General features: G+C 66.2%; 27 protein-coding genes and 2 pseudogenes. 14 read left to right on the forward strand and 15 right to left on the reverse strand.

All coding sequences use genetic code 11. The features are described from left to right. Positions 1-5: 5 nt before the first annotated feature. Together K940_RS0115520 and mrf are read right to left on the reverse strand one after the other, a co-directional pair. Positions 6-272 carry a type B 50S ribosomal protein L31 gene (locus tag K940_RS0115520; RefSeq protein ID WP_028478299.1) on the reverse strand — a complete coding sequence of 89 codons (267 nt, stop codon included), beginning with the start codon at positions 270-272 and terminating at the stop codon, positions 6-8. After that, positions 269-1498: a ribosome hibernation factor-recruiting GTPase MRF gene (gene mrf / locus K940_RS0115525; protein ID WP_036528791.1), complete on the reverse strand. Its 1230-nt coding sequence runs from the start codon at positions 1496-1498 to the stop codon at positions 269-271. The genes K940_RS0115520 and mrf overlap by 4 nt, the downstream gene beginning before the upstream one ends. Before the next feature lie 97 nt (positions 1499-1595). Here mrf and rpmB point away from each other — a divergent pair, with 97 nt between their 5' ends. Genes rpmB through rpsN form a run of 3 tightly spaced genes read left to right on the forward strand, consistent with a single transcriptional unit; the run spans position 1596 to position 2307 of the window. Next, positions 1596-1832, forward strand: a complete 237-nt coding sequence (gene rpmB / locus K940_RS0115530) for a 50S ribosomal protein L28 (protein WP_028478301.1) — start codon at positions 1596-1598, stop codon at positions 1830-1832. Beyond that, complete coding sequence (gene rpmG / locus K940_RS0115535; protein ID WP_028478302.1) at positions 1832-2002, forward strand: 50S ribosomal protein L33; 171 nt, start codon at positions 1832-1834, stop codon at positions 2000-2002. The genes rpmB and rpmG overlap by 1 nt, the downstream gene beginning before the upstream one ends. Beyond that, the gene (gene rpsN, locus K940_RS0115540; RefSeq protein WP_028478303.1) at positions 2002-2307 is read left to right on the forward strand and encodes a 30S ribosomal protein S14; all 306 of its coding nucleotides are present in this window, start codon (positions 2002-2004) and stop codon (positions 2305-2307) included. The genes rpmG and rpsN overlap by 1 nt, the downstream gene beginning before the upstream one ends. A 78-nt stretch (positions 2308-2385) precedes the next feature. Here the strand turns inward: rpsN and K940_RS0115545 are convergent, their stop codons facing one another. Beyond that, complete coding sequence (locus tag K940_RS0115545; protein ID WP_028478304.1) at positions 2386-2748, reverse strand: VOC family protein; 363 nt, start codon at positions 2746-2748, stop codon at positions 2386-2388. A 390-nt stretch (positions 2749-3138) separates the two neighbouring features. Between K940_RS0115545 and K940_RS0115555 the strand changes: the two genes are divergently transcribed. Continuing rightward, entirely contained in the window at positions 3139-4044 is a 906-nt protein-coding gene (locus K940_RS0115555; RefSeq protein WP_028478305.1) for a ketopantoate reductase family protein, read from the forward strand. 27 nt (positions 4045-4071) lie between these two features. Here the strand turns inward: K940_RS0115555 and K940_RS0115560 are convergent, their stop codons facing one another. Continuing rightward, positions 4072-4689, reverse strand: a complete 618-nt coding sequence (locus K940_RS0115560; protein WP_155980897.1) for a TetR/AcrR family transcriptional regulator — start codon at positions 4687-4689, stop codon at positions 4072-4074. A gap of 118 nt (positions 4690-4807) precedes the next feature. On the opposite strand from K940_RS0115560, the gene K940_RS0115565 reads away from it, so the two are divergent. The 4 genes from K940_RS0115565 (at position 4808) to K940_RS33030 (ending at position 7386) form a co-directional block, all read left to right on the forward strand. Further along, a complete protein-coding gene (locus K940_RS0115565) occupies positions 4808-5014 on the forward strand; it encodes a hypothetical protein (protein ID WP_028478307.1) in 207 nt (68 codons plus the stop codon). Beyond that, complete coding sequence (locus tag K940_RS28510) at positions 5011-5811, forward strand: alpha/beta fold hydrolase (RefSeq protein WP_051407231.1); 801 nt, start codon at positions 5011-5013, stop codon at positions 5809-5811. Before K940_RS0115565 ends, K940_RS28510 begins: the two co-directional genes overlap by 4 nt. A gap of 154 nt (positions 5812-5965) precedes the next feature. Further along, on the forward strand, positions 5966-6691 hold the full coding sequence (locus K940_RS28515) for a 2'-5' RNA ligase family protein (protein WP_081706395.1): 726 nt from the start codon (positions 5966-5968) through the stop codon (positions 6689-6691). Positions 6692-6840: 149 nt separating this feature from the next. Beyond that, positions 6841-7386, forward strand: a complete 546-nt coding sequence (locus tag K940_RS33030; RefSeq protein WP_196812217.1) for a hypothetical protein — start codon at positions 6841-6843, stop codon at positions 7384-7386. On the opposite strand, the gene K940_RS31690 is transcribed toward K940_RS33030, so the two are convergent. The 3 genes from K940_RS31690 to K940_RS0115595 are packed head-to-tail and all read right to left on the reverse strand — an operon-like array spanning position 7343 to position 8838. Then, positions 7343-7915 (reverse strand): hypothetical protein, encoded by a 573-nt coding sequence (locus K940_RS31690; protein ID WP_196812218.1) that lies wholly within the window; start codon positions 7913-7915, stop codon positions 7343-7345. The genes K940_RS33030 and K940_RS31690 overlap by 44 nt on opposite strands. Then, positions 7869-8405, reverse strand: a complete 537-nt coding sequence (locus K940_RS33035; protein ID WP_196812219.1) for a helix-turn-helix domain-containing protein — start codon at positions 8403-8405, stop codon at positions 7869-7871. Before K940_RS33035 ends, K940_RS31690 begins: the two co-directional genes overlap by 47 nt. 10 nt (positions 8406-8415) lie before the next feature. Continuing rightward, positions 8416-8838, reverse strand: a complete 423-nt coding sequence (locus tag K940_RS0115595; protein WP_036528774.1) for an NUDIX domain-containing protein — start codon at positions 8836-8838, stop codon at positions 8416-8418. 97 nt (positions 8839-8935) lie between these two features. Between K940_RS0115595 and K940_RS32365 the strand changes: the two genes are divergently transcribed. From K940_RS32365 to K940_RS28530, 3 genes and pseudogenes are all read left to right on the forward strand, one after another. Then, positions 8936-9427, forward strand: coding sequence for a TauD/TfdA family dioxygenase (locus K940_RS32365; protein WP_155980898.1), 492 nt, complete (start codon positions 8936-8938; stop codon positions 9425-9427). A gap of 25 nt (positions 9428-9452) precedes the next feature. Continuing rightward, a complete protein-coding gene (locus tag K940_RS34120) occupies positions 9453-9668 on the forward strand; it encodes a TauD/TfdA family dioxygenase (protein ID WP_369797512.1) in 216 nt (71 codons plus the stop codon). 482 nt (positions 9669-10150) lie between these two features. Beyond that, positions 10151-10995 (forward strand): annotated as a pseudogene (locus K940_RS28530) (transposase); the annotation flags it as partial. 155 nt (positions 10996-11150) lie between these two features. Here the strand turns inward: K940_RS28530 and K940_RS0115615 are convergent. From K940_RS0115615 to K940_RS28545, 4 genes are read right to left on the reverse strand one after another with little or no spacing between them, the layout of a single operon-like run. Next, positions 11151-12398 (reverse strand): TIGR02679 domain-containing protein, encoded by a 1248-nt coding sequence (locus K940_RS0115615; RefSeq protein WP_196812221.1) that lies wholly within the window; start codon positions 12396-12398, stop codon positions 11151-11153. Further along, positions 12395-17434 carry an SbcC/MukB-like Walker B domain-containing protein gene (locus K940_RS28535; RefSeq protein ID WP_051407236.1) on the reverse strand — a complete coding sequence of 1680 codons (5040 nt, stop codon included), beginning with the start codon at positions 17432-17434 and terminating at the stop codon, positions 12395-12397. Before K940_RS28535 ends, K940_RS0115615 begins: the two co-directional genes overlap by 4 nt. Continuing rightward, complete coding sequence (locus K940_RS28540; protein ID WP_051407237.1) at positions 17435-18817, reverse strand: DUF2398 family protein; 1383 nt, start codon at positions 18815-18817, stop codon at positions 17435-17437. It abuts the gene before it with no gap. After that, complete coding sequence (locus tag K940_RS28545) at positions 18814-20379, reverse strand: DUF2397 family protein (RefSeq protein ID WP_051407238.1); 1566 nt, start codon at positions 20377-20379, stop codon at positions 18814-18816. The genes K940_RS28540 and K940_RS28545 overlap by 4 nt, the downstream gene beginning before the upstream one ends. Positions 20380-20858: 479 nt before the next feature. On the opposite strand from K940_RS28545, the gene K940_RS32370 reads away from it, so the two are divergent. Next, a complete protein-coding gene (locus K940_RS32370; RefSeq protein WP_155980901.1) occupies positions 20859-21194 on the forward strand; it encodes a hypothetical protein in 336 nt (111 codons plus the stop codon). A 26-nt stretch (positions 21195-21220) separates the two neighbouring features. On the opposite strand, the gene K940_RS33045 is transcribed toward K940_RS32370, so the two are convergent. Further along, positions 21221-21901 (reverse strand): 3'-5' exonuclease, encoded by a 681-nt coding sequence (locus K940_RS33045; RefSeq protein WP_028478312.1) that lies wholly within the window; start codon positions 21899-21901, stop codon positions 21221-21223. A gap of 44 nt (positions 21902-21945) precedes the next feature. Between K940_RS33045 and K940_RS33635 the strand changes: the two genes are divergently transcribed. Next, complete coding sequence (locus K940_RS33635; RefSeq protein WP_028478313.1) at positions 21946-22341, forward strand: hypothetical protein; 396 nt, start codon at positions 21946-21948, stop codon at positions 22339-22341. A 157-nt stretch (positions 22342-22498) separates the two neighbouring features. Here the strand turns inward: K940_RS33635 and K940_RS34125 are convergent. From K940_RS34125 to K940_RS30845, 3 genes and pseudogenes are all read right to left on the reverse strand, one after another. Continuing rightward, positions 22499-22732: pseudogene (locus K940_RS34125) on the reverse strand (UvrD-helicase domain-containing protein); the annotation flags it as partial. 175 nt (positions 22733-22907) lie between these two features. Then, positions 22908-23285, reverse strand: coding sequence for a VOC family protein (locus tag K940_RS0115655; RefSeq protein WP_036528776.1), 378 nt, complete (start codon positions 23283-23285; stop codon positions 22908-22910). 108 nt (positions 23286-23393) lie between these two features. Continuing rightward, the gene (locus K940_RS30845; RefSeq protein ID WP_196812223.1) at positions 23394-24275 is read right to left on the reverse strand and encodes a hypothetical protein; all 882 of its coding nucleotides are present in this window, start codon (positions 24273-24275) and stop codon (positions 23394-23396) included. A gap of 8 nt (positions 24276-24283) precedes the next feature. Here K940_RS30845 and K940_RS0115665 point away from each other — a divergent pair, with 8 nt between their 5' ends. Further along, entirely contained in the window at positions 24284-24754 is a 471-nt protein-coding gene (locus K940_RS0115665) for a hypothetical protein (protein WP_028478316.1), read from the forward strand. Positions 24755-24820 lie beyond the last annotated feature (66 nt).

The raw sequence follows: 24820 nt of genomic DNA on the forward strand, positions 1-24820 counted from the left end.
GGTGATCAGGCTCCTGTGCCGGGGCGGGTGCGGCGGCCGTAGCGCTGTTCGAACTTCTCCACGCGGCCCGCTTTGTCGAGCACTCGGTGAGCGCCGGTCCAGAATGGGTGCGAATCTGCGGTCACGTCGACCACGATCAATGGATAGGTGTTGCCGTCGGTCCAAGCCACGGTGCGATCGCTGGTCGCGGTGGATCGGGTGAGGAAACGCTTTCCGGTACTGGAATCTTCGACGACTATCGGGTGGTAGTCGGGGTGGATGCCGGGTTTCACGACAGTTGTTCTCCATCTCGCGTGGGTGATGAGGGGGTCGATTCGGTGGCGCCGCACGGATCGTCGTGCCACTCGCCGAACGGGTCGGCGAAGCCCTGCCACGAATCCGGTTGCCGTAGTTCGTGATCGGTGACCAGTGCCCAGCGCAAGGCGCGCTCGATCTCGCTGGGATCGGCGCGATGGACCAGCACGACCAGCGAGGAGTGCCGGTCACCGAAGCGCGGGTGCCAGTTCACTGCGGCCAGCGCGCGCCGCTGTGGATCCTCGACTTCCTGCTCGTCCGGGGTCATCGCGGCCAACCAGCATCCCGCGGGACCGATACGCAGCCCGCCGCCGGCCGATTCCAGCCACAACACGTGGCGCGGTCGAGTCGCCAGCCACACGCGACCGCGGGTGGTGACGACGCCGTCCAGCAATGTGTCGATCGCCTCGTGCAGGCGTTCGGGGTGAAATGGCCGTTGTGCGGTGAACTCGACCAGGCAGACACCGGTGTCGACGTTCAGTGGAGGCGCACCATCCAGCAGCGGGGCGTGTGGATCGAATCCCCGGTCGGCACGCCGCTCGGGCAGGGCCGCGAGGATGGCGCTCATATCGAGGCCATCGGTTGTCCAGTGCCGCACCGCGGTTGGGGCCAGCCGTTGCAGGACCGCTGCCAGTACGTCGGCCTCCAGCGGGTCGGGCCTGCCGAACAGCACCACGGCGTCGGCGTGATGCACCCGCGCGACCGCGACCTGGGCCACGGTGCGGTCGTCGTCGCCACCGAGTTGTTCGGCCAGGGTGTCGTCGCCGGTCGCGTCGGCGAGCCAGGTGGTGGTATCCACGGCCGCGAGTACCGCCGTGACCACCACATCGTGTCCGGCCGGTGCGTCGACCCGACCGGATTGGCCGGTGACCACCACGTGGTCGATGGCCTCGCAGATCTCGGCCGGTTCGAGTGCCGGATCCAGCAGCAGCACGATCCGCGTCACCCACGTGCGATCGGACAGTGTGCGCAGCAGCGGGAGTAGATCCATGCGCAGCGTGCACGACACACATCCGTGTGCCAACTCCACCAGGGTCAGTTGCTCACCGTCGAGTGTGGTCAGCGTCCGGGTGACCACACCCTCGCCCAGCAGGCTCAGATTGTGCACGATCAGCACCGTTCCGGGCTCGAGCAGCGTCTCGCCGAGGTGGCGTACCTCGTTGGCAGTGCCGGCCACAATGACGACGGGGGTCCTGGTGTCCACCTCCACTCCTTTCGGCAATCGTTTTCAATAACTGTCGATCGAGCGTACAGTCCCGAGGAGCAGTTGTCGAAAATAGTTTTCAACAAGAAGGAGTGTCATGTCTGCGCACTGTCAGGTGACCGGGCGAACGCCCGGATTCGGCAAGATGGTCTCGCACTCGCATCGCCGCACCAGTCGGCGCTGGAACCCCAATATCCAGCGCAAGACCTACTTCGCACCCAGCCTCGGCCGACGGGTCACGCTGACCGTGTCGGCCAAAGGCATCAAGGTGATCGACCGTGACGGCATCGACGCCGTCATCGCTCGGTTACAGGCGCGGGGGGAGCGGATCTGATGGCATCCAAGAACACCGAACTGCGACCTGTGGTCAAACTTCGCTCGACCGCCGATACCGGCTACACCTACGTCACCCGCAAGAACCGGCGCAACGATCCGGACCGGCTGGTATTGCGTAAATACGATCCGATCGTGCGTCGTCACGTCGATTTCCGGGAGGAACGCTGATGGCGAAGAAGTCGAAGATCGCCAAGAACGAGCAACGTCGACTGGTCGTAGCCCGCTATGCGCAGCGGCGCGCCGAATTGCGCGCGCTCGCACGGAATGTCAATGCCACCCCTGAGACCCGGGCGCAGGCCCAGCTGGCCCTGCAGCGACTGCCCCGTGACGCCAGCCCGACCCGCCTGCGTAACCGTGACGCCATCGACGGCCGCCCGCGCGGACACTTGCGCAAGTTCGGGCTGTCGCGAGTTCGCGTGCGCGAAAAAGCGCACCGCGGCGAACTGCCCGGCGTCAGCAAGTCGAGTTGGTGAAAACGCTCGTTGGAGGACATATGCGCTCGCCGCCCCCATTGTGCGCAGGGCGCCCACAGGATCCCAGTTCGAGGTCTGCTAATCCTGCGCGATCATCACGTGGTGACCGTCGGGGTCGGTGGCGTTGATGTAGGTGCCCCAGGGGGCGGTCGTCACCTCGGTGACCTCGACACCGGCTGCACGTAGACGCTCTCGGGTCTCGTGGATGTCGGCGGTGGCGAAGTGCAAGTAGGCACCCTCGCCCGGGCGCTTATCGAATGCTGCCGCTGCCGATAACACGATCGTGGTCTGGCCGCCCGGTGGTCGGACCTCCAGCCACCGCGCACCAGGGAAGATTTCTTCGTCCCGTACCACCTGGAACCCGAGTTGGTCGACGTAGAATCTGCGCGACGACACTTGATCGCCGACATACATCACCGCGTGGCTGACATGAGTGATCACAAGTTCCACCTTCCATAACCATCGATCCTGTCCGCTGTCACGATAAGAGATGCTGGCCATGACCGATGACCGACGCACTGATGCCGCGCCACTGAACTCGACTGTACTGGGCTCGACCCGTGCGGCGTCGCATCGCTGACGAACCCGCGATCACCTCCGGGTCTATCCGAGCTCCGAGGCGAAATATGCACTCGCAGAACACAGAATGTCGTTCACACTGTCGATGGTGCTCGACTGACCAGCACTCGAGATACGGCTCGTGATCAGCGCTCCGGGCTGCTACCAGATGGATGAACTCGGTACCGACGACGTCTGAGTTCCGTAGGGTGACACGGTGCGTCGGCAGTCGACGGGGACTGGCAGTACCGGCAACCGAAAAGGATGGTGGCGATGGTGAATTCGCCGAGGTACGCAGTGTGCGTACTCGGTCCCGGCGGAATCGGGGGACTGGTCGCTGCGCTGCTGGCCCGAGCCGGTCATCGCGTGATCTGCCTGGGACGGCCGGACACGGTACGCGCGCTGCGTACCGACGGGATTCGGTTGCACAGCACACAGTTCGGTGAGTTCGGAGTCCAGGTCGAGGCGGACACCGAACTGCGAGAGCGGGTCGACCTCTGCCTCATCACGGTGAAACAGACGGCCCTGACCGCGGCAGTGGAGCGCCTCGCACCGCAGGTGACCGGCGATGCATTGCTGGTGCCGCTGCTCAACGGCATCGAACATCCGGGAGTACTGCGCCGGCGGTACCGGCCGGAGCTGGTCGCGCCAGGGGTGATACGGGTCGAATCGACCCGGACCGCGCCAGGGCGGATCGGCCACGGCAGCGCGTTCGCAGAGATCGACCTCGCCGGGTCTATCCTGGTGCGGGAACGGCTCACTGCGTGGGCTTGGGTGCTCGACAACGCGGGCCTGCGCGTCCGCGTGCAGACCGACGAGACCGCAATGCTCTGGCGAAAACTGTTTGCGCTGGCTCCATTCGCTCTGATGACGACCTGCTACCGGGAACCCATCGGTATGGTGCGTACCGCACACCGTGCGGAGCTGATCGCGCTGCTCGGGGAAGTCGCCGAGATCTGCCGGGCTGGTGGCGTCGAGGCAGATGTCGGTGCGGCGCTGCGCTTCTACGACGGGTTCCCGGAAGGGGCGATGTCCTCCATGCTGCGCGACGCCGCAGCCGGGCGGCCGCTGGAGTTGGATGCCATCGGCGGCGCGCTACTGCGAGCAGGTGCGGAACATTCCGTGCCAGCGCCGTTGACACGAGCCCTGGTGGAGCGGGTGGACGCGGCATCGGTGTGAGGAACCGCCGCGGTGGTGCGGGTCCGGTCAGGCAGCGGGCGGCACTCCGGCGAGGGTGGTTTGCAGGATCCGAATCCACCACTCGATCATCGGCTCGGGTGTGGCCGCGTCCAGCCCGGCACTGCGGCGGAACTCGTTGCCGAACAGCGGCTGGGTAGCCATGGCCTGATGCAGCGCGGCCACCGTGAGGCGGATCTCCTCGCGCGTCGGCGCTCGGTGTCCGGTGGCCGCGCACTGCTGTTGTGCGTCGTCGAACAGCCGGTCCACGACTTCGTCGAGCATGCCGGTGCTGGTGTCACGCCAACCGGACCGGTGTAGCGCGAGCGCCAGCTCGGCGAATCCGTCTGCGTAGAGCCGGTGTAGGGCTCTTACCAAGTCGGCGAGGTCGACCGGGCAGTCGTTCCATCGGTCCAGCACGGCGTGCAGCCCGTTGCGCAACGAAGCGCCACCGAACCGCAGCAGTGCTTCCAGCAGCTGGTCGCGAGTACCGAAGTGATGGTTGATCGCGGCATCGGAGACGCCGATCTCGACGGCGACCGCGCGAACCTGGACAGCGGCCGGGCCACCTGCGGCGAGCAGTTTGCTCGCCGCATCGAGGATCAGCCGCTTGGCCTCGTCGGGTTTGCGTCGCACGCGTGGGGGCACTACGCCACTTTACCTTGACGTGTCGCGGTAAAACCGCTTACCTTGGACCGCAAAGGTACTTGCCTGCACAGGTGGGCCGTGTTGCCCACAGCCGCAACCAGATTCGAGGAGTCACCCGGTGACCCGACCCGACACGACCGAGGAATTGGTCACCAACGCACAGAGTTCGTTCCTCACCACGATGCAGGTGGTGGTAAGCGCGGTGGTCTCGACGCTCGTGGCAGTCATCGCGCTGTTGTTGCTCCCGTCGGGCACACTGCGCGAACCGAAGTCGGTCGGAGGCAGGACGGCCGTGACCGCCGGCTCGAGGAGCAACTCACTATGACCCCGGCCTGGCAGGACGAACCCGCGGACGCCCTGCTCACCTCGGCGCTGCATGTCCGTACGTTGGGGACGGGGCCGCCGCTGATGCTCGTCCACGGTGGACTACCGCCCCGGTGGACCTGGGCACACCAGCTGGAACTCGAAACCGACTGGCAGCTGATGATCCCGAGCCGGCGTGGGTTCTTCCCCAGTCCCGTTGCGCCGAGCCAGGATCTACTCGTCGATGCCGACGACCTGGAGGAGTTGCTGGCGCAGGTGTCCGGTGGCGCTCACCTCGTCGGATTTTCCTACGGCGGCTTGGGAATGTGCATCGCGGCCACCCGGCTTCCGCCCCAGGTGCGGTCACTGACGCTGATCGAGGTACCGCTGTGGACCGCGTCGGGCGGCGACGAATCGGTGCAGCAACTGGCGGCAGTGGCCGAACATTTCGCCAGGGGGGTGCACGACGCGCGAACCGAGCAGGAGTTCTACACCATGGCCGGCATCGATAGCACAATTCTCGGCTCGACAGACGCGGAGATCCATCAGGCGATGGCGCTGGCCCGCAAATTCCGGTCGCCGTGGGAGGCGAACCCGCGGTTCGATCGGATCGTCGAGGCGGGCATACCGGTTTTGGTGGTATCGGGCGACCACAACCCGGCGATGGAGGTGGTGTGCGATGCCGTCGCCCATCGACTGTGCGGCGGACGAGCGTGTCTACCTGGAGCCGGCCATGCGGTGCAACGGGCGCCCGTGTTCAACGGTGTGCTCACCGCGTTTCTGACCGCAGCCGAGAGGCGGCGCAACAGCGGGCAGTGAGCCCGACAAGTCCCCGTGATGTGGGGCAGGAGTTCCTCTCGCTGCCGAAGTCGTTTCGCTGCCGAAGTCGTTGCGAGCGCGGTGGCCCGGTGAACGGCTCTGTATTTGTCGCTCAACGGCACCGATCCGCTCCGATAAGGAATGATCCACCAGTATGGGTAGTTCTCGACGGACCGTGTTTCCCCCGCAACCCCCGATGTCCGAGACCGATGCCGCGAGTATCCGCGCCAACGACTGGGCAGCATTTCGGGAGTTGTCCCAGCTCATGAACCATTGGACGCTCGAGGCATGGCCACCGGGTCGTCGTTCCGGGTTCTACTGGTATCTGACCTTCGACGACGCGGACCTGGCTACCTCAGTGAAGCACTGCCAGGACCATCTCGGTGCCGAAGGGCTGGATCCGGTCCCGCTCGATGGGCTGCACCTCACGATGCTCGGCATAGGTGACACCGACCGACTACCCACGGTACATGTGGAGGAGATCGTGGAGCGTTCGCGTGCCGCGTTGCGTGATTTCGGGGCGTTCGAGATCGTGATCGGGCCGCTGGGGGGGTCACGCAGCGCGATCCGGTTCTCGGTAACGCCGTGGGATCGGTTGATCGCCCTGCATCGAATCCTGCGGGACAGCGCTCGAGAAGTCACTGCTGACCGGGCATTGCGACCGACTATCGACTTTCGGCCCCATCTGGGAATCGGATACTGCAATACCGACCGCCCCGCCTCCACGGTCATCGACCGGGTCCGGGAACTCCGCGCCCTGCCTCCGGTGACCGTGAGCGTGGGATGTGTGAAACTCGTCGAACTGTGGCCGGAAGAGGGAAGGTACTGCTGGCGTGATCATGCGGTTGTCGCGCTGGCACCGGATCCTCGGGTGCGGTGAGCGGTTTGGCCGCCCGTGACCATTCCTAGAGAAAGTCCAGGTAGGTTTTCGATGCCTGGGACGGCACAAGCTTCAGATCGGCTCCGAGCTCGTGTCCGCGCTGCCACACCGACCGGATCGGCCGATCGTCGGATGCAGTGAAGGCTTGTATGCCGAGGTTCATCACCGAAGTCCGGCGGTTCCGGTCCGAGCAGGGCGTGCGCACCACTCAGCGAATGCCGGCCGAACTCGAACTCACACCTGTATTGCAGCCACACGAGCCGGCGATCCGGCAACTGCTCCGGCTCGAAACCCCGGCCGAAGGCATCACCGCCACCGCCACACTGCCCATCGGTGACGCGCGGATCCGCCTCGACCTCTCAAAAGCGATCGACGTGGGCGCCGAACGCCGACGACTACAGAAAGCCCTCGCCGCAGCACAGAAGGAACTCGACACGGCGGCACAGAAACTCGGCAACGAAGGGTTTCTGGCCAAGGCCCCCGGGGACGTGGTGGACAGGATGCGTTTCCTTCCGTCGCAAGATCATGCATGCCGCTCCGCGCCGCCGCCCGGATGGTGCGTTGTATCTGGTGTTGGCAGGCGGTGGCGCTCAGCTGCGGCAATCGCCTCGGCAAACGCAGAGACGGCGGTATCGGCGTCGCCGATGGCGATCAGCACTTCACCCGTTGTGACACGCTCGATGATGTGCCATTGAGGCGCGGCCGGGGCGCCTGCTGTGTCCTGAAGGTGACGGCTTGCCTCGACGGCGCGGCCAGTACCGAGGAGTCCACGCAGCCGGATCTCGCGCAACGTGAAAGGCTGGAACAGTAAGCCGCTTCCCGGATGTCGAGTAGCCGCCGGTAGGTGTCGAGTGTGTCGTCGAATCGTTGAGCGTCGCCGAGTTCGCCGAGCGCCCGGCACAGGAACGCGAGTGTTCCGCCCTGGTCGGCTGGATCGCGAGATAAGTCGAGTGACCGTTGCAACTGCTCGACCGCGGTGGCGAGGTGGCCAGCCTTGCGCAGCTCATTGCCCTGCATGCGGAGAGTATGGGCGTGGAACGCGTCGTCGCCGAGGTGCTCGGCGATTTCGACGGCTTGCCCGGTCCACCGGGCGGCGGAGGCGAGTCGCTCCTCGGGGAGCACAGTGCCGAGAGAGACTCCGAGTGCTGCTCTGGCCTGCGCCAGCAGGATCAGGCTGTCACGTTCCATATGGCCTTCGGCGGCGCGGGCCTCGAGCCGTGCCACCCATGGCCATAGTTCGTTGACTGCTTCGACTGCATGCCCTGCCTGGCGCAATTTCGGCGAGCCGCACCGTGCTGTCGCCGAACTGGAGCATCGCCCGAAACTCGGCGTCGTCGGTTCCCGTAACACCGAGGACGTGTGCGGGGAGCCCGAGCCGGGACGCAATATGTCGACGGGAGGTGACATCGGATATCGCGCGCCGGCCAGTTTCGATCATCGAAACATACGACTTGTCGTAGCCCAGGTGCTCGGCGAGGGCGATCTGGTTCAGCCCGTTGAGGCGCCGATACGCGCGCAGGATGGTCGGCAGGTCCCGGGTAGCTATCGCCGTGGCAGCCTCCGAGCTGGCCCACAGCCACACTGCGGTGACGATCGGAGCGGCGCGCACTGCGGGTTGCGCTGGGGTCGTGTTGGCGGCGCAGGTCGGGCATACGGCGTCGGCGGCGAGCCGGCTGATCGTGACGCCGCATGCCTGGCATCTGAGCCCGTCCACGACGATCTCCTTACACGCTCTCGGCTGCCCTCAACTGTGCGAACCAGGTCATGATCGACCGTTTGTAGTTCTCGGGCATGGTCAGGCCGGCTATCTCGTTCTCGGCGAACAGCCCGACTTCCTTGTGTTCATGGGAGAGCACCGGTTCGGCGTCAGTATCCGGGTAGCAGCCATAGGTCACGATGAACACGTGCCGTTCCGCGGCGTTGATGTAGTAGATCCACGAGTCGAGGATCGGACCCGTGGTGACAGGCCATTGTGTTTCCTCGGTGATCTCGCGGGCGACGCACTCCTCGGGAGTCTCGTCGGGTTCGATTCGGCCGCCGGGCAGCTCCCATTCCTTGCGTTCGTTCTTCAAGAGCAGTACTCGGCCGTCGCGAACAACCACGCCCTTGATCGAGATCGAGTACATGTGCGGAATGTAGCCGGTCATGCCCGAACGCTAGCAGCGCTGGCCGCGTACGGCCGGATGATTGCCGGTGACAATTTGTCAGTGGACCGCTGACCAGCGGTCAGGGGACTGTTATCGCATGTTGGTTGACTTGCAGCAGGATTGGGCGGCGGGTGTGGCGGCCGGGGTCGCGTCCGACGGAATCGCCAGATTCGACCGCATCCGTTCCCGGGTTCAGTTCGTCACGCTCAGCTCGTCTCTCGGCACTGTCGTCCCACATCGTGACAGCGACGGTGACGGGATAACCATGTTGCAGAACCGCGGCAGCGTCGCCCGTCGCATGGGCTTCGGTGGGTTCGGTGCCGGCGCGTTGGCGCCGCACACCGACCGCTCCGGAGTTATTGACCCGCCCGCGCTCCTGCTGGTCGTGTGCGGACGCCGCGCTGTGTCGGGTGGGGAGTGCATTGCAATCGACGGCCAACGCGTCTATTCCGATCTCGCGGCCTGCGACCCGCAGACGGTTGGCGCTGTCGCGGCCACGCACAGCCTTGTTCGGTGGCGCCGCCGGGTATCTCGGGTCGGTGTTCGAGCACACCCAGGGCGGTCGGGTCCCAGTCCGATATCGACGTGATGGCCTCGCCCAGTTCTCGCCCGAGGTGAAGCACTGGTTGCCCCAACTCGCCGAGGCAATCGACCGGCACGCCATCCGGTTCACTCTCGAACCAGGTGACGGTTACGTTCTGCACAATCACCGGTGGCTGCACGGTCGGACCGCTTTTACTGGAGACCGGGTCATGTATCGGCTCAGCCTCGATCCACACCCCGAATTCGCGATCCGCTCAGGGTTCATCGCGCCAACGGTGACGCGATGAACGAAGACGTACGGGGCACCGTTTCGGCACTCGACAACGATCACGACGACGCGTTTCTCGTCCCGCTGGACTCGAAATCGCCTAGGCAAGCCGCGTTGAGCCAGCCTTGCGGCCGCATCTCGCCGTCGTAAATGGCGACGATCGATATCGCCGACAGTGAGCGCGCTTGTTCACCGGGCCTCGCCATCGACATCACACCGAACTCCCACCATGCGCGCCAGCGCGGCGCGAGCAGCTCGTCGACGGGCTCGAACTCATCTTCGTTGAGGTGGTCAACCTCGCGAGCAATCCGCTTGGGCAGCTTGGTCTCAGCACACGGATTCCACGGACTTGCCGGCGCGGGCGATGCGGTAGCGCACCTGCGAGTAGGTCGAGCCGTCTTTGCGCACGCGTACGCGGGGAGTGGTCGCCTTGGGGCACGGGTCCCCGCGTCAGGCCGAATCCCCTCAGAGCCGCGAACACACCCCACACCGATGACGATTCTTGCCCTGCTGCGGTGCGAGCCGGCGGTGTTCGGGTCGGTGGCCTGGGATCCGACGGTATCGCGGACGATCGCGGCGTTGGCCGCTGACGCGCCGAAGGCGTTGGCGGTGATCGCTTCTGCTCGCGTGGTAGCGCGGTCGGCGGCGTGGGCCGCTGCCGGTGAGCACGCTCCCGATCACGGCATCGATGCGGAGAATCCGCTGATCATCGACGTGGACGCGAGTCTGGTCGATGCGCATTCGGACAAGGAACACGCGGCCCCGACCTGGACGAAGGGATTCGGGTTCCGCCCGCTGCTGGCGTTCATCGACCACGGCTCCGGCGGCACCGGCGAGCCGGCGGCGATGCTGTTGCGGCCCGGCAACGCCGCAGGCAATACCGCTGCCGACCACAAGGAAGTCCTCGCCGCCGCGCTCGAGCAGTTGCCGTTCCGGCCTGGGTACCGGGTCGGCCGAAAAGTGCTGGTACGCAACGATACCGGCGGCGGCACCCACGAATTCCTCACCTATTGCACGAACCGGAGGGTGGGGTACTCGCTGGGTTTCACCCTCACCGACGCGCTCGTCGATGCCGTGAACCTGGTTCCGAAGAAGGTGTGGACCCCCGCCTACGACGCCGAGGGCCAGGTGCGCGAGGGCGCGTGGGTCGCCGATCTGGCCGAGTTGTCGGGCTGGCCGGACGGATGCGGCTCATCGTGCGGAAAGAACGTCCGCACCCCGGAGCGCAGCTACGGTTCACCGACGTCGACGGCCTGCGGTTGACCGCGTTCGTCACCAACACCCGCCGCGGCCAACTGCCGGATCTGGAGCTACGGCACCGCCGCCGCGCCCGCTGCGAGGACCGAAGCTGACAACACCTCTCTACCAGCAGTTCCGCTGTCCCCGTTCACCACCCCATCACAGTTGACAAACACCCCAAACCGCTAACTGTGCGGCCTCGCCACTAACACGCTGGCGTTGCGCCTCCTGGTCTGATCACCTACCTGGACAGGGCGCCTCTTCAGGTGGCGAGCAGGGTATCCAGAACCACATCGTTCTCCTGGAAGACAACCCGGCCGGTTTGGGCCAACGCGGCCGCCAGCCCCGGTGGGAGGGTGCCCGGTAGCTCGCCCAGCGGCACCGCCGACGGGCGGTCCCCGGCCCGCTGGACGACCGCTGTGGTCATCGCGGCGAGCCGAGCCCCATACAGGTCCCGAACCTGTTCGGCGATGATCAGCCCGTCCCGGTCGAGATCACCCGCATAACGCAAGGGAACTCCGCAGTCGACGGCACGTTGCAGGAAAGCGTGATCGACAGCTCGCAGGTGCCCGCTGGTGCAGGCCATCGGGTTGCTGAATCCGCCGGCGATCGCGGCTTCGAGAACCGAGGGGTTTTCCACGACGAGCAGGGGAGAGGGCTGGAAATTCGGGGGATGGACCGTGAGGTCGTAGAGCGTCAGTGACATCGGACCTCCGCCGAGCCGAAGGCGCTGGTCCACAATGCCGGTCCCGGTTGCCTGCACATTGAGTACGAGTACTGCCGTGGACAGCCTGTCGGCCAGGATGCCGGCTTTCGCCAGCAGGGCACGCACCGTGTCGGGCCGGACCGGATGCGGCTCGCCGTACAGTTCCGCGACTGCTTCTACGAGGCGGCGTCCGGTGAGGGTGTTCAGGTCGAATGCGTGCGGATCACCCGCGCAGTCGTGTGCCAGCTTCGCCAAGGTCAATGGCGCCGCTTCGGCGTGGCACACGGTCCGGATCTCGTCGAGTGCGGATCTGAGCTGCCGGGATTGGCGGGCGATCGCCTCGATGTCGTTTCCGGAAACTCCGCTCGCGCGGATCCGGCGAGCCAGCCGGGGAACGACAGCTAGATCGGTCTCGATCCGACTCCAAAGCTCCCCTCGCACAGCCGTACTCTCCATACGCGCCAGCGCCCGGTTCACCAGTGGCCGGCCAACGGCCAGCGCCGCGATCACCGGCAACTGCTCTGAGGCGAGCCCGAGGTGCACGAGCAGCTCCCGCAGCGGTACCCGCGTCCGGCTGCCCGTACTCGCAATCGCCGAGTTGCCCCGACGGCGACGGGTGCTGGTGTCGAGCCAGGTGCGCAGCACGGCGACGCCACCAGGCGGCATGCCGGCGACCGTGACGGTCGCGAGCCGCGCTGGTTCCGCTCCCGCACAAAGTCTTTCGTGTACAGCTTCCCACAGTGGGAGCAGATCGGGGTCCGTGGCGAGCGCCCGGACAATGTCCGGCACGGAGGATTCCGTCACGATGCGGTCTCCGCGTTCCCGACGAGCATCGGCTGACCCGATCCGGTCCACAGCCATGGCACTGCGACCCCCACTTCACCGGCATGTGTGACCTGGACGATCATGACCTGTTCTGCCTCGGCCCGGAGAAGCGCGCTCATCTCCGGTGCGGTGGACAGCACGTCGAAGTCCCATGTGCGCAGCAGGGCCAGCAGTTTACGGACGTTCTGCGGGTCGAACGCGGCGTTCATCTCGTCGACGAACAACAGACGCGGACCGTGATAGCCGGGCGTCTCGTACATCGACCACGCCGCTGCCAGCAACGGCAGCATCGTCGCCAGCCGCATTTCGCCGGTGCTGAAGGAGGCGAGCGGGTTCGACCGGGCCGTCAACGGCCGGAACACTTCGGTCGTACCGTCGCCGAATGAGGCATGGGTGATCCTGATATCCCACTCGTGCCAGGCACGGTAGTCGAAGGTATGCGCCACCCGGGCCTCCCAGCTGTCCCCGGTTGCGTCTTCGAGCCGCTGGTGCAGCACTTCGTACATCTGCTGGAACGTCTCGTCCGAGGGCAACGCGCCGACCAGTTCGATCATCTTCTGCGCATCCGGGTCACGCTTGACCTTCCAGTCCACCTCGACACCGACGCGGGCCACACCGGTTCGCACGCCGCCGAGCGTCACGCGGATCTGCCGGACGAGTTCCTGCGCGGCGGCTCGCCGGGTGGCGATTTCCCGGCGCAGCGCGGTGAACATGCTCGTTTTGAGTGTGTCCTTCACATCATCACGGAGGTCGGCTTCGAGCTGCTCCGCGGTCTGCCGCAATGCCAGTACCGTCTCGTGCAGGTCTTCCCCCACGGCGGAGTCCGCAGTGGCGACAATCGCCCGCCGCCAGTCTGTTCCCGGGATCGTGTGCAACGTGATCTGGCGGTCGAATCGAACCAATTCCGCGCTGGTCCTCTTCGCCTCGGCTTCCAGGCGGAGGCGCCGCGCCTCGAGCAGCTTGGCGATATCGTCGCGGGAGTAGTTCCGCCCCTCGGCCGTGAGCATGCGCGACCCCCACGCGAGAGCAGCCGTGAGATTGGCCGGCCGGCCGGCCCCGTCGACGGGAATGCCGTCCCCGACCGTCGCGATCGACTCGTCGGCGAGACGATTCATCTGTTGCAGCCACCGTTCACGCACCCGCTCGGCGGTTTCACGCTGTGGGGTGATGTTGTCGAGCGTGCTGCGGGCACCGGCCGCCGCCACTTGCGCTTTCCCGATCTCGTCGCGCGCTCGCTCGGCTTCGTCTTTCGCCATGTCGCGGGCTTTCCTCGACTGTTCGTGTGCCTCACGCAGCGACTCGTATTCGGCGCCGTGGAGCGCGCGCAGCTTGCGGACTTGCGCCGCAGCGGATACGGCCGCGGTCCGGGCACCGGTTGCCTCCCGCGCCTGCCGCTCCGCGCGTTCGCGCAGCGCGATCGAGGCGGCCGTCTCGGCCCGGGCGCCGGCGCACAGGCTCAGCGTCCGGTCCACGCTCCGCTGCCACGTGTGCACTTGCTCGGCAAACTGGGTGAGCGCGCCCGCGAAGCCCCGCAAGGCGGTGGCATCCGCGGGCAGCGGCCTGCCGCTACCCACATCCACAGCTCGGTCGACCGCCAGGGAGGCTTGTCTCGATCGCTTCTGCGCCTTGCGCATCCGTTCGGTGGCCTTCACCATCTCCGTTTCCGCGGTGATCGATTGCCGGGTCGCATCGTCCTCATCTGCTATGGCCGACAACAGCGCTTCCACCGACGGGAACCTCTGCCGCTCGTCGTCGGCGCGGGATTGCCCTGCTATCGCGGTGTCGAGCCGCTCACCGGCCAGGATCGCCTCTCCCGCTGCCTGTTCGGCCTTCTCCGCGGCATCGGAGGCTGCCGCGGCGGCCTGCTGTGCCAGTGCGCCCGCCTTGTCGAGGTCACTGTTGATGGTCGCGAGTGCCGCAGCGCGGTCGCGCCGGGCCCCGGCCAGGGTTTCGCGGACCGACCGCAGGTCGGCCTCCGCTCGCGACCGGCGCCGCGCAGCCTCGTGATCGGCTTCGCGTGCGGCCAGCTGCGCCGCGTGCGCCTTTCTGCGGGCAGCCTGCCAGGCGGCCGATGAGGGCAGTGCCTCCACCTCTGATTTCGCTTCGTCCAGCGCTTCCTGACGGAGCCGCCGTTCGAGTTCGGCCGATTTCAGGTCGGCGTCGCATTGCCGGAGCCGGGATTCCAGCGCCGCGACCCGCTCCGCGCGCGCTCGTTCTCGTGCGGTGGTGCCGATATAGCTGCAGATGTAGTTCGCCGGGGAGGTCGCGGCCAGCACACCGGTGCGGATGGTGGTGCCCGACGCGGAATCCTCGACGGAGATGCTGCGCAACAGTGACAATGTCCGCGTGGCGTCGATCGGGCTGTCCGGTTCGACGGTGAGCAGGTCGGCGAGATTCGGTCCCTGAGCCGGCAGCTCACCGGTCAACACGGTGTCGCCGGCCCGTGCCCGGCCGTCGGCTGTGACCACAGCGTCCAGAATCCCGGAGACCAGAAGAGCCCCTTCACACTGATTGCGGGTGCCGGCCGGGAGGTCGTCCCGGAAATCGAGCAGGGACCACAGCGGACTGCCCTCCGAGCGGGTCCGCCAGCTCGGGGCCGGCGGCGGCGACGGCGCTTTCCTGGCCTCGATGAGATCCGCGGTCGTCTCCTCGGCGCGTTCCCGGCATCGGGCTACGACGGCGCCGGCTTCGGCGATCCGGCGGTTCAAACGGGCGAAGGTGAGCTGGGCCGCCTCGGTCAGCGCCGTGCGCAGGGGCCAGTCATCGTAGCCGGTGAGTGTGTCCAGCGATCGTTCCGCGACACCTACCGCCGGTACCGCACGATCGAGTCTGTCGCCCGCTTCCGCTCTGGCAGCCGCCAGCTCGGAATGCAGCTGTTGTGCCGTGCCGGCGGGCAATGCGGGCGGAACGAGCCCGTCGCTGTGCAGATGCCGCAGGCCCGATCGCCACTTCCGGACCTCGTCGTGCCATCCGATGAGCGTCCGGAGGAGGTCCCCGGTGCGGTCGAGCTGGGCGAGGAGGGCGATGTGCAGGTGCTCTCCCGCGGCGTCGACGAGGCGATGGTGTTCGGTCTCGGCGGCGCGTTCGGCATCCGCTTCGGTCTCCACCGCGGCCAGGCTCCGCCGGCGGTGCTCATCGTGCCGGACCTGCACCTCCGCGACGACGGCGTCCGCTTCGGCAGCGGCTGCCCGCCGATCTGCGGCGAATACCCCGGCCTGGTCCTTCGATCGGTCGGCGGCCTCTTTCCGGATGCGATGACCGGGTACATCGAGCTGGACCCGGATCGCATCGGCCTGCCGGCCGACCCACTGTGTGATCCGGGCCGGCTCGATCCGGCCCTGGACCGCATCCGGTTGCAGAATCGCGCCGGGTACCGGCGGGAAGAATTCGGCGGACTGCTGCCAGGCGATGATCGCGGCCTCGAGCCGCTGTCCGGCCACGCCACGGGCGTTCGCGCATGCGGTGAGCGTGGCGTTGCGGCGGCCGGCTTCGTCCTCGGCGGCACGGTGCTGGTCCGTGGCTTCCCTGGCCGACCGATCGGCGGCGTTCATTTCGCCCAGAGCGGCGGTGACCCGATCGAGGCCGGCTCGGCGCATGTCGACCCATGCCCGCGGAGTAGCGGCGAGCTCATCGACTGCGATGTCTGCCGGTGGCGCATCGGGGTCGAGGCGATCGGGCCGGGTCAGCTCTGCGGTGGCGGATATCAGTGTGGTGAGCGCGCCCCCGGCATCCACCCTGTTGCCTGTGCGGGAGAGGTCCTGCACCGCCGCAGTCAGGCTCTGCTGCGCCGCGCGCGCGTCCTGGCCGGCTTGGGTGGCGGCCGCGTGTGCCCTCGCTGCGTCGTTCCGACTTTCCTCGGCGCGTTCTTCGGCCGACTTCGCCGTCGCCTCGAGGGCCTCGGCGCGATCTTCGTGATGGGGAAGCTCGGCACCTGCGTGGTCACGTAGTGCCGTCTCGGCGGCGCGAACTTCCCCATCGAGCCGGGAAACCTCCAAGCCTGCATTCCGCCACGCTTCCCGGTGTTTTGCAGCGCTCGACTCGGCGTCGCCGAAGTCTTTTTCCGCGGCTCGCTGGGAGCGAGTGAGGTTGTCGAAATCGGTGTTCGCCGACCGCAGTGCCGCCGCGGTGCTCATCGCCACCGCCTTGCGGTAGAGCTCGTACCCGCGGTCGGTGGCAGCGAGCTTCCTGGATTGCTCCTTCGTGTTCGCGAGCTCACGCTCCAGGGTCGCGATGCGCTGCATCGCGCCGGCGATTTCGTTCAGTTTCGCCTGATCGAGCGCGGGCATCGCGCTGGTGAGTACCTCGAGCATGTCCCGGGCCGAGATCTTCTCCGCCGTCCGGACGCTGCGCAATGTCCGCAGGACACTGAGCAGGGCGTCGTACTGGAGTTCGTCGAGCGGCGCGAAGAGCCTGGTGCGCACAGCCGTGCGGTAACCGGATTCGGGGCCGATCGACCTCAGATGGGCGGCGGCCTTCGACTCGAGACGTTGCGCGTCGGTGAACAGCTCCCCATCGCGGGCGGCGAGCTGTTGGGCGAGGCTCTCGATACTCACCGCATTGCGGTCGGTTCGCAGCGTGAGATGCGCGCCGACTCTGCCCGGGAGCACGAAGAACGCGCGCAGCAGCGATCGAGTGGACGATCGCAGCCACAAACCGGTGGTCACATACTCGGTCGCGCCGGTGACGGAATCGGTGCGGCCGTACTCCAGCCACCACACACCGGTCCTGTCGTCCTTGTCGCGGTTGTCGGTGTGCCGGCTCATCAGTGTTCCCCCCGCGCGGCCCGAGACGCTGAGGGCCGTTTGCGATGTGTCACCATCCAGCAGCACGGTGACCAGCTGGGATGCCGTCAAGGACTTACCGGAGCCGTTGCGGCCGACGAACGCGAGCCAGCCATCGGCGAACAGGAACTCCTCATCGGTCCACTTCCAGCTGTTGAGTACTCCGGCGCGGGTGGGCTGCCAGCGGCCGATGACACCGGGAATGCCCTGGGCGCGAGAGGTATCCGTGGACATTCAGAGTTCTCCTTCGGGGCCATCGAACAGTGACAGCGAGTCTTCTCCGGCGTTCGTGCCGGTAGCGCGGGTCGTCACTGTGATCCGCCACATCCGGACCGCCGGGGTGGGTAGCCACCGGCGGGCGCCGGCGTCGCATGCCTCGTGGTCCGGCGCGATTCCGATTAGGAAGCCCGCTTCGGCCAGTTCACCGGCAGCAGCCTCGGCCAGCATCGGCAGCCGCTGGTCGTACGCCGCGGCCCAGCGTGGCAATCGAGCGCGCACCTGTTCCAGCAACTGCGTCATCTCCTCGAGCGCCACGGGTCGTTCACGGCCGTCACCGGTCGGCGGGCGTTTCGCCAGATGCTCGAGCAGAGCCAGCGCCGCCTGTCGTTCGCTGCGCCGGCCTTGCGGGAAGCCGAGCGCGCTACCGAGCCCGGAGGGGTCGGTGACCTGCCACCAGTCCCGGCGGACCGTGGCCACCAGGCCCAGTGCGTGCAGCACATCGAGCGCGCGATTGCGTCCGGTGGACGTCTGCAGGTAATCGTCCGAGCGTGGATCGGTTCCGGGGTCGTCGACCAGCCGGCGGATCGCCTGCTGACGCCGGCGGGTTGTGGCAGCCCGATCGCCTCGGCGGTCCGGTGCCGCCTGTGCCTGCGTTCCGGGCGGGAAACCGGGGCCGGCACCATCATCGGTGCCCGGGTCCGCCGTCTCGATGTCACCGGCCAGAAGATCGGCCGTCAGCGCCTCGGCATGCCGGTGTGGCGGTAGCTGCGCCAGCTTCAGCAACGAAGGCGAAAGCGAGGAGAACTTCGCTGTGAGACGATCCCTCGATGCCGCGACGATTCCGTCGCCGGCACCCTCGGCGGCCTGGTCCAGGTCTCCTTCCACGGCGATCGTGCCGTCGGCTCGCAGCAACCGCAAGGCGTCGACGAGACCCTGCCGATTCGCGTGTGCCTCTCTCTTGGTGATGCCCTCGCCCGGTACCACTGCGAACCGCGGCAGCAGGCCCTGCTCGCTGTCGGCCGCACACACTTGCGCCACGGCTTGCAGCAGGTCGTTGAGCGTCATCCGTGGCCGGCGCCACAGTTGTTCGCAGACCAAGGCCGTCATGATCAGGACCATGCGGGGAGCCACCGTCCGTTCCCGTCCCGACCGGCGCAATCGTGGTGCGCGTTCGCCGGGCATATCGTGCCTGCGCTTGTGCAACCGGACCATGTCGCCCGGTTCCAGCACATCGAGCGTCCACCCGAGTTCGGTGGCGAAGAACCGGGCCAGTTCGGTCCGCCCGCGGACAGCGGCCCTGTGGAACTCGGGTTCGCGTTCGGCCAGCAACCGGGCTTGCCCGATCAACCGGCGCGCGGCTTCGGCAAGATCGGGATCGAGCAGGCTGTCCTGCCTCATGCGACACCGGAAATCACGGTCGGCACCACCGCGGGCGGCGGCAGCGTCGCTCCGGCGGGAACGACGGTGACCCGGATGTCCGGGGCGATCAGATCCCCTTCTTCCAGCTTCACCAGTACTTTCCGATGACGATCCACCATCCGCACAGCGATCAGCACACCGGCTTCGTAGGCTTCGCATTGCCCGGTTCCGGTCGAGGGATCGATCATGTCCAGCGCCAATTGAATCGCGTCGAACAGGACTGCGGCAGCTTCCCCCTCCAGTCCTGCGAAGTAGCCGACACCCACCTCACCCGGGGTCACCAATGCTTCGGCGCAACGCTGCCGGTGGCGGGCCTGCGCCTTCGCCCCGGCGAGCGCTCGCGCCCGGTGCGCGGTGGCGTCGGCGACCTTCCTCGGCCGGCCACCCACCGGACCGTGCCGCTCGTGCTCCCGCAGCGTCAGCTCCACCGTGAACGGTGCGGCCCCCGCCGCTGCGGTCGTGGCGTGGTCGACATCCTCCTGTCCCCAGCCCGCCACGACATGCCAGGCGGGCCAGTCCCCGAACGCGGCGGCATATACCCGCTGGGCGCTGTCGTCGTCAGCCTGCTGGTGCAGTGATCGGGCGATGGTCCGGAAATCGAGCGCCAGATCCGAGCCACGCAGCCGTGCGTTGTACCGGCGGTCGACAGCGTTGAGCAAGGTGTTCACCGCACCGTATGCGGACTCGATCAGCCTGGGCACACTGCCCGCCGGCGCGAACCAGGCCTCCAGCGCCGACAGCAGCGAAACCCGATCCGTCACCCAGCGCTGCTGAGCGTGCGGCTCCAGCAATCCCGCATGCACGACAGCACATTCCACGACATGCTGGTGACCGATCAGCCGCAGATCGCTCAATGCCGCCTCTACCCGCATGAGCCCCCGGTCGTATTCACGCGCGAATTGACGCAGCGCTTCGACCACCCGGTCCCGGCTGCCGTCGAAGACTTCGTCTTTGGTGACGTCGGATTGCACCAATTGGCCGAGCGCCTCATAGAAGTCGGCGGTGACTCTCTGGAGTTCGGTGATCCGCGTCCCGACATTACCCAGGTCGGCGTCGAGCAATCCATGAGCGGACCGATCACGGACATGCTCCGCGAGGGTCCGCACCGTCTGCTCGACGCTGTCGAGCAGACGTGCGGGCAACTGTAGCGCCCGGTCTGCCGACGTCACGGCGGACCTCACCGCGGCGACGACAGCTCGCCCGCGACGGGTCAGCGCCCATGTCTCCTGCCGGCCCAGAACACCCTGATAGTTGCGTACCGGAGCCGCGAAGTCACGGAACGGCTCAGCCAGACCCCAATGGGACAGCCTATCCAGCAACTCCCGCAACTCGGTGTCGGTGATCGGATCATGAAAGCCGACGACCCGCAACCACTGGGTGATCTCGGCGAAGGTCGACTGCGGACCGCGAGTGCTCAATTCCTCGAGCGCCGCGAGCAGCGCCGAATACCGCTCACGATGAATGTCAACGGACGTCGCGAACGCCGCCCAATCGCCGGGCACGACACTACGCCACCAGCTCGAAATGCTGCTCGTCTCCATATGGATTCCTCCCCACCGCATCCGCGATCGTCACGACCGCATCTCTGCCGCTATTCCGCGGCCCGGCCCCGCTCGCCCATGTCTCCTCCGACCTGACTGCGACACCTACCTCCGGAAGGGAACGAATCGGCCGGCGCACAGTGATTGCGGCACGATCTCCAACAATATGCCGCATCAGCCCCGATGGATACCGGTGGCACCCACCCGATCCACGCCACGCAGAAGAAGCATTCAAAACAAACACTCTGCACGTCAACATCACAGGGAACACCCGAGATGTACGACCTTTCGGCAGAATGCACTCGTGCTGGACGGCTGTCATCCGCTACGGCCACGGCACACACAACACAGCCCCGCCGCCATGCACCGCAGCCCCAGACCCAGGGTTCCCAGCAAGTCGCCCGCAACCGTCTCGGTTCGAGGCGAAAAAGCCGATCACGACACTTCTGGGATTTCCGGCTGCACCTTTCATCCTGCCGTTGGCCACCGAGAACTTCGAGGAATTCGTCGACTTCGGGGCAGTGCAGCCGAGCCACACGGTGCGGATCCGGCGTCACGGTTCGGGGTGCCGAGCTGAATGGAAGTTGTCGCCTGCCGAGGCACCGGATGCCTATGAGCTGACGTTCAAACTTCCCGAGCATATCGAGAACTGGATCGGCGAAGTCGCCGACGAGGAAGTTTTCCGTGCAGTGAAGTTCAAGAAGCAGTTCCTGTCAGATATCACGCTGTACCGCATGAACGGTGCGGGCGTCCATGCTTACCAGTTGCGCTACGAACCCGGTTCGCTGTCGCGGATGCGGCACGGGGATGTGTGATACTCGGCGAGCGGTGCGATAGCGGATCAGGCGCGGCTCCCATCGGGTAGATAGGGACTGGGTTTGCCGTGCCAACTCACCCGCAGAACATCCCTGGCCCGAGTCGCGGCGACGAATAGCAGTGACCGAGCTTTACGGTGTTCGCGAGCATAGCGCGGTGGGTCGCCGGTCCGGTACCGTTCGATGGTGCTGCGCGGAATGCTGCCGTCGTCGGCGCCGACAATGGCAAGACGTTGATATTCCAGACCTTTGAATCGGTGCATGGTGCCGATATGGACCTCACCATCGCCGTCAAGGCCGTCTTTGGTGAGTTCGGCGCAGGTGATGCCGGTGATGGGCGGTGCGGCCGACCAGTTCGCGGTCAGCGACGCAGACCGCGATTCGTCCGCCCGCCATCGTTTCACTATCTCGGTCAGGGCAGAGAGTTCGTCGTTCCAGGTGTCGTATCCAATGAAATCAGGTGGGCAGCCGTGGAGGACGGACCGGTAGCCGGCGAGGGTGGCCGTGCCGTCGTCGAGGTCGTCATAGATGATCGGTTCGTTCGGGTTCACGGGGTCGACGATGCGGAGAGCATGGGCGAGGATTTCTTTGGTGGTGCGGTAGCTGAGGGTCAGTCGTGCGGCGCGACCGCGGATGTTGATGCCGAGTGCGCCGAGAGCGATCTGGTGGTCGTAGATGCGCTGGTGGGTGTCGCCGGCGATGAACATGTCGTTGGGTTGTCCGGGTCGGTCATGGCGCGCAGCATTTTCCAGTGTGCCGGTCGGAGGTCTTGGGCCTCGTCGACCACGATGTGCCGGTAGCGGTAGTTGCGGTAGCGCATACCCGAGCTGCTGTCCAGGCTGCCCGGATCGTTGTCCCGGTCGCGGCGTTCGGCTATTTTCGCGGCGCGTTCGATCTCGAAGCGAGCCTCGCGTTCGGCAGCCTGGCCCCAGGTTTCGATACCGAGTTTGTCCAGGCGTGTGGTGAACTGCTCGACCAGTTTCCAGATATGGGCGCGTTCAGGGCGGGTGAGTGCCTGTCCGCGGCGGGCCTGGAAGTACTGGCTGCGGGTGGGGATGGACTGGCCGAGGATGATCTGCCCCCACTCGTCGAAGACGAATTCGGGTGTGAAGCGGTGGTCGTCGAGTTCGGTCAGCAGCTGGCGTAGTTCGGTGCGAGCGATGGTGTCGAAGACGCGTTGTTTGCCGTGGCTGGATGCGGTGTTCTCGCCGATGACGCGGGCGGCGAGCCGGGTCGATATGCACGATATCGACCCGGCTCAGCCAGCGTGGTTCGAGGAGGGAGGCCAGCCGGTTACGCAGGTCGGTGGTCAGGTTCTTGGTGAATGTGGTCAGCAGGATCGGCTTGTCATCGCCGGATGGCAGCTGTTCAGCGAGGTGCTTGACGCGATGCAGGGCAACGATGGTTTTGCCCGTGCCGGGACCGCCGGAGACCCGGGCGGGACCGTTGTCGTGGCGGTGGACGGTGCTTTCCTGGGTGGGGTGCAGGAAGACTTTCCAGGCGCGGAAGTCGCCTTCTGGGAGGGGTGCCCCACGCACGTCCGAACCACTACACCCATGCGATGCTCCGCGCCGACCTGCGCCGGATCATGCGGCGCCTGCGCGCCGACGCCGCCGAGCGCGGCGAATATCTTCCGCAGAGAGAACGTATTCGTCATCAGCTTCGGCGATCGTCATGTCTTCGGAACTCCTACCTGTCGAACGTCGACCGCTGTCATATTCCGGTCGGTGGAAGGGTGACGCAGAAGGGATGCCCCGCAGGATCGAGCAGCACGCGCCACTTCTCTGGTGCTGGTTGAGTATCGGGTTTTCGGGCCCCGATCGCCAGGGCCGCCGCTTCCGCGTCGTCCAGATCGTCGACGAACAAATCGAGGTGCATCTGCTTCGGAATGGAATCGCCGGGCCAGTCCGGAGACTGATGATTCAGTACCCGCTCGACAATGACCATCACGCCGTCGGCACGCAGGATTACCAGTTCTTCTGATTCGTGAATCACCGTGAGGTCGAGCAGCTCCCGATAGAAACGGCCGAGTTGCACGGTGTCGTCACTGTCGAGCGTAATTGCAGCCAATCGAGCCACTGCCACTGCCATCCCCTCTCATACAGCGAATTGCGGAAAATGTGGTCAATATATCAAGAACTCATGGTTGCGGCCACCGGAGACAGCGCTCCTTGGACGCCGCCGCGACCGGCAGCACATTCACACTGGAAGACCCAAGTCGAGCACGCGATGTATCCGGACCTGAGCCGATGCCGTTGCCCAGGTTGTGATTTCAAGAACATCGGGGTGCCGTTGACCCGGCACGGTCTGGGAGCGGAACCGCCATTCCATGCGGTAGCGGGTGTGCAGCGGTGGGTTGACGGTGTTCCAGGTGAACATCGTGGTGCCGGCCGTGTGGTGGCGTGCTGGTGGGGTGCCGATCGGGCGGGCGTCGGCGGTGGGTAAGGTTTCGATGCCCCACACGACCGGATCCAGCCCGGCAGGGAAACTGAGCTGCACTTCCAGGCGGGCGGTGGGTAGCCGGACGGCGCGTTGGAACCAGCGGCCCCATTTGTCTTCGCCGACGGTGTAACTGTATTCGATCCACACCGATTTGCCGGGGCAGAGCGGGAAGCGGCCGTGGTCGTTGTCGAACAGCAGCCAGAGCTCTTTGAAGGCGTCGTGGTCGTGCTTGACCTCCCACGCCATCGTCTCGCCCTTGCAGGTGGCGGTGAGCCCGAGTTCGTCCCAGGTCAACGGGTTTTCGCGGTAGTGGGCTCTGGATTGTTCGGGTTCGCCGGGGTAGCGGTCGACGCTGATACGGGCCAGGTAGCGGGTGATCGGGTCGGCGCCGGTGTTGTCGAACCCCATCTTCTGAGCCAGCGCGCGTTTGGCGAGGCCGGCGACGTCGCGCCAGCAGGTGATCTCGGCGGCGAACGCTTCGGCAGCGGTGGTGATGCCGTCGGTCTGTGGTGGTGTGTTCAAAGGTGTTCCCCCGCGCCAGATGTGGACCGTGAGTTGAGTGAACCGCGAATGAGTCCAGTTCATCATTCCTTCACGGCCGCGACCAGCGTCTTCCTGAATTGGCCAGGTCAACACCATCGGAGGACATGATGCGGCTGCTGTATCTGCTCAATATCTCCAACCCCGGCCGCCTGTCGGCCGATTCCGGTTTCACCGTCGCCGAACTACTACTGCCCGCCCTGGCCGATCGCGGTGTCGAGATCACCTTCGCCGCGCCGGCCCGGGTCACCGACGAGCGGGTGTTCTTCGAACGCACCACGCCGCCGGTCACGAAGTATCGGACCCGGTTCGGCCCGGAGCTCGACAAGCTGGTTGCGATGGTGCGGCGAGCGCGCCCGGATGTGTTGGTGGTCAACCATACCGAGACCGCGCCCGCGGTGCGGGCCGCGCTGCTGGAGGCCGGGTCGGATGCGGTAGTGGCCGGTTACTGCCACTACCTGCCGTTCTCGGTGACCGATCACGGCGTGGAGGCGGTTCACGCCGATGCGGCACGAACATCATTCCCCAACAACACTTTCGACATCGTCACCGCTCGGATGCGAAACCGATACCACTGACCGCGACAGTCGGATGGAGGAGGCGGCAGACGTACGAGTGCAGGTCGACCACGTCTTTCCCTTCAT

Origin of the sequence: Nocardia sp. CNY236, from assembly GCF_000482385.1 — a bacterium.
Classification (GTDB): Bacteria; Actinomycetota; Actinomycetes; order Mycobacteriales; family Mycobacteriaceae; genus Nocardia.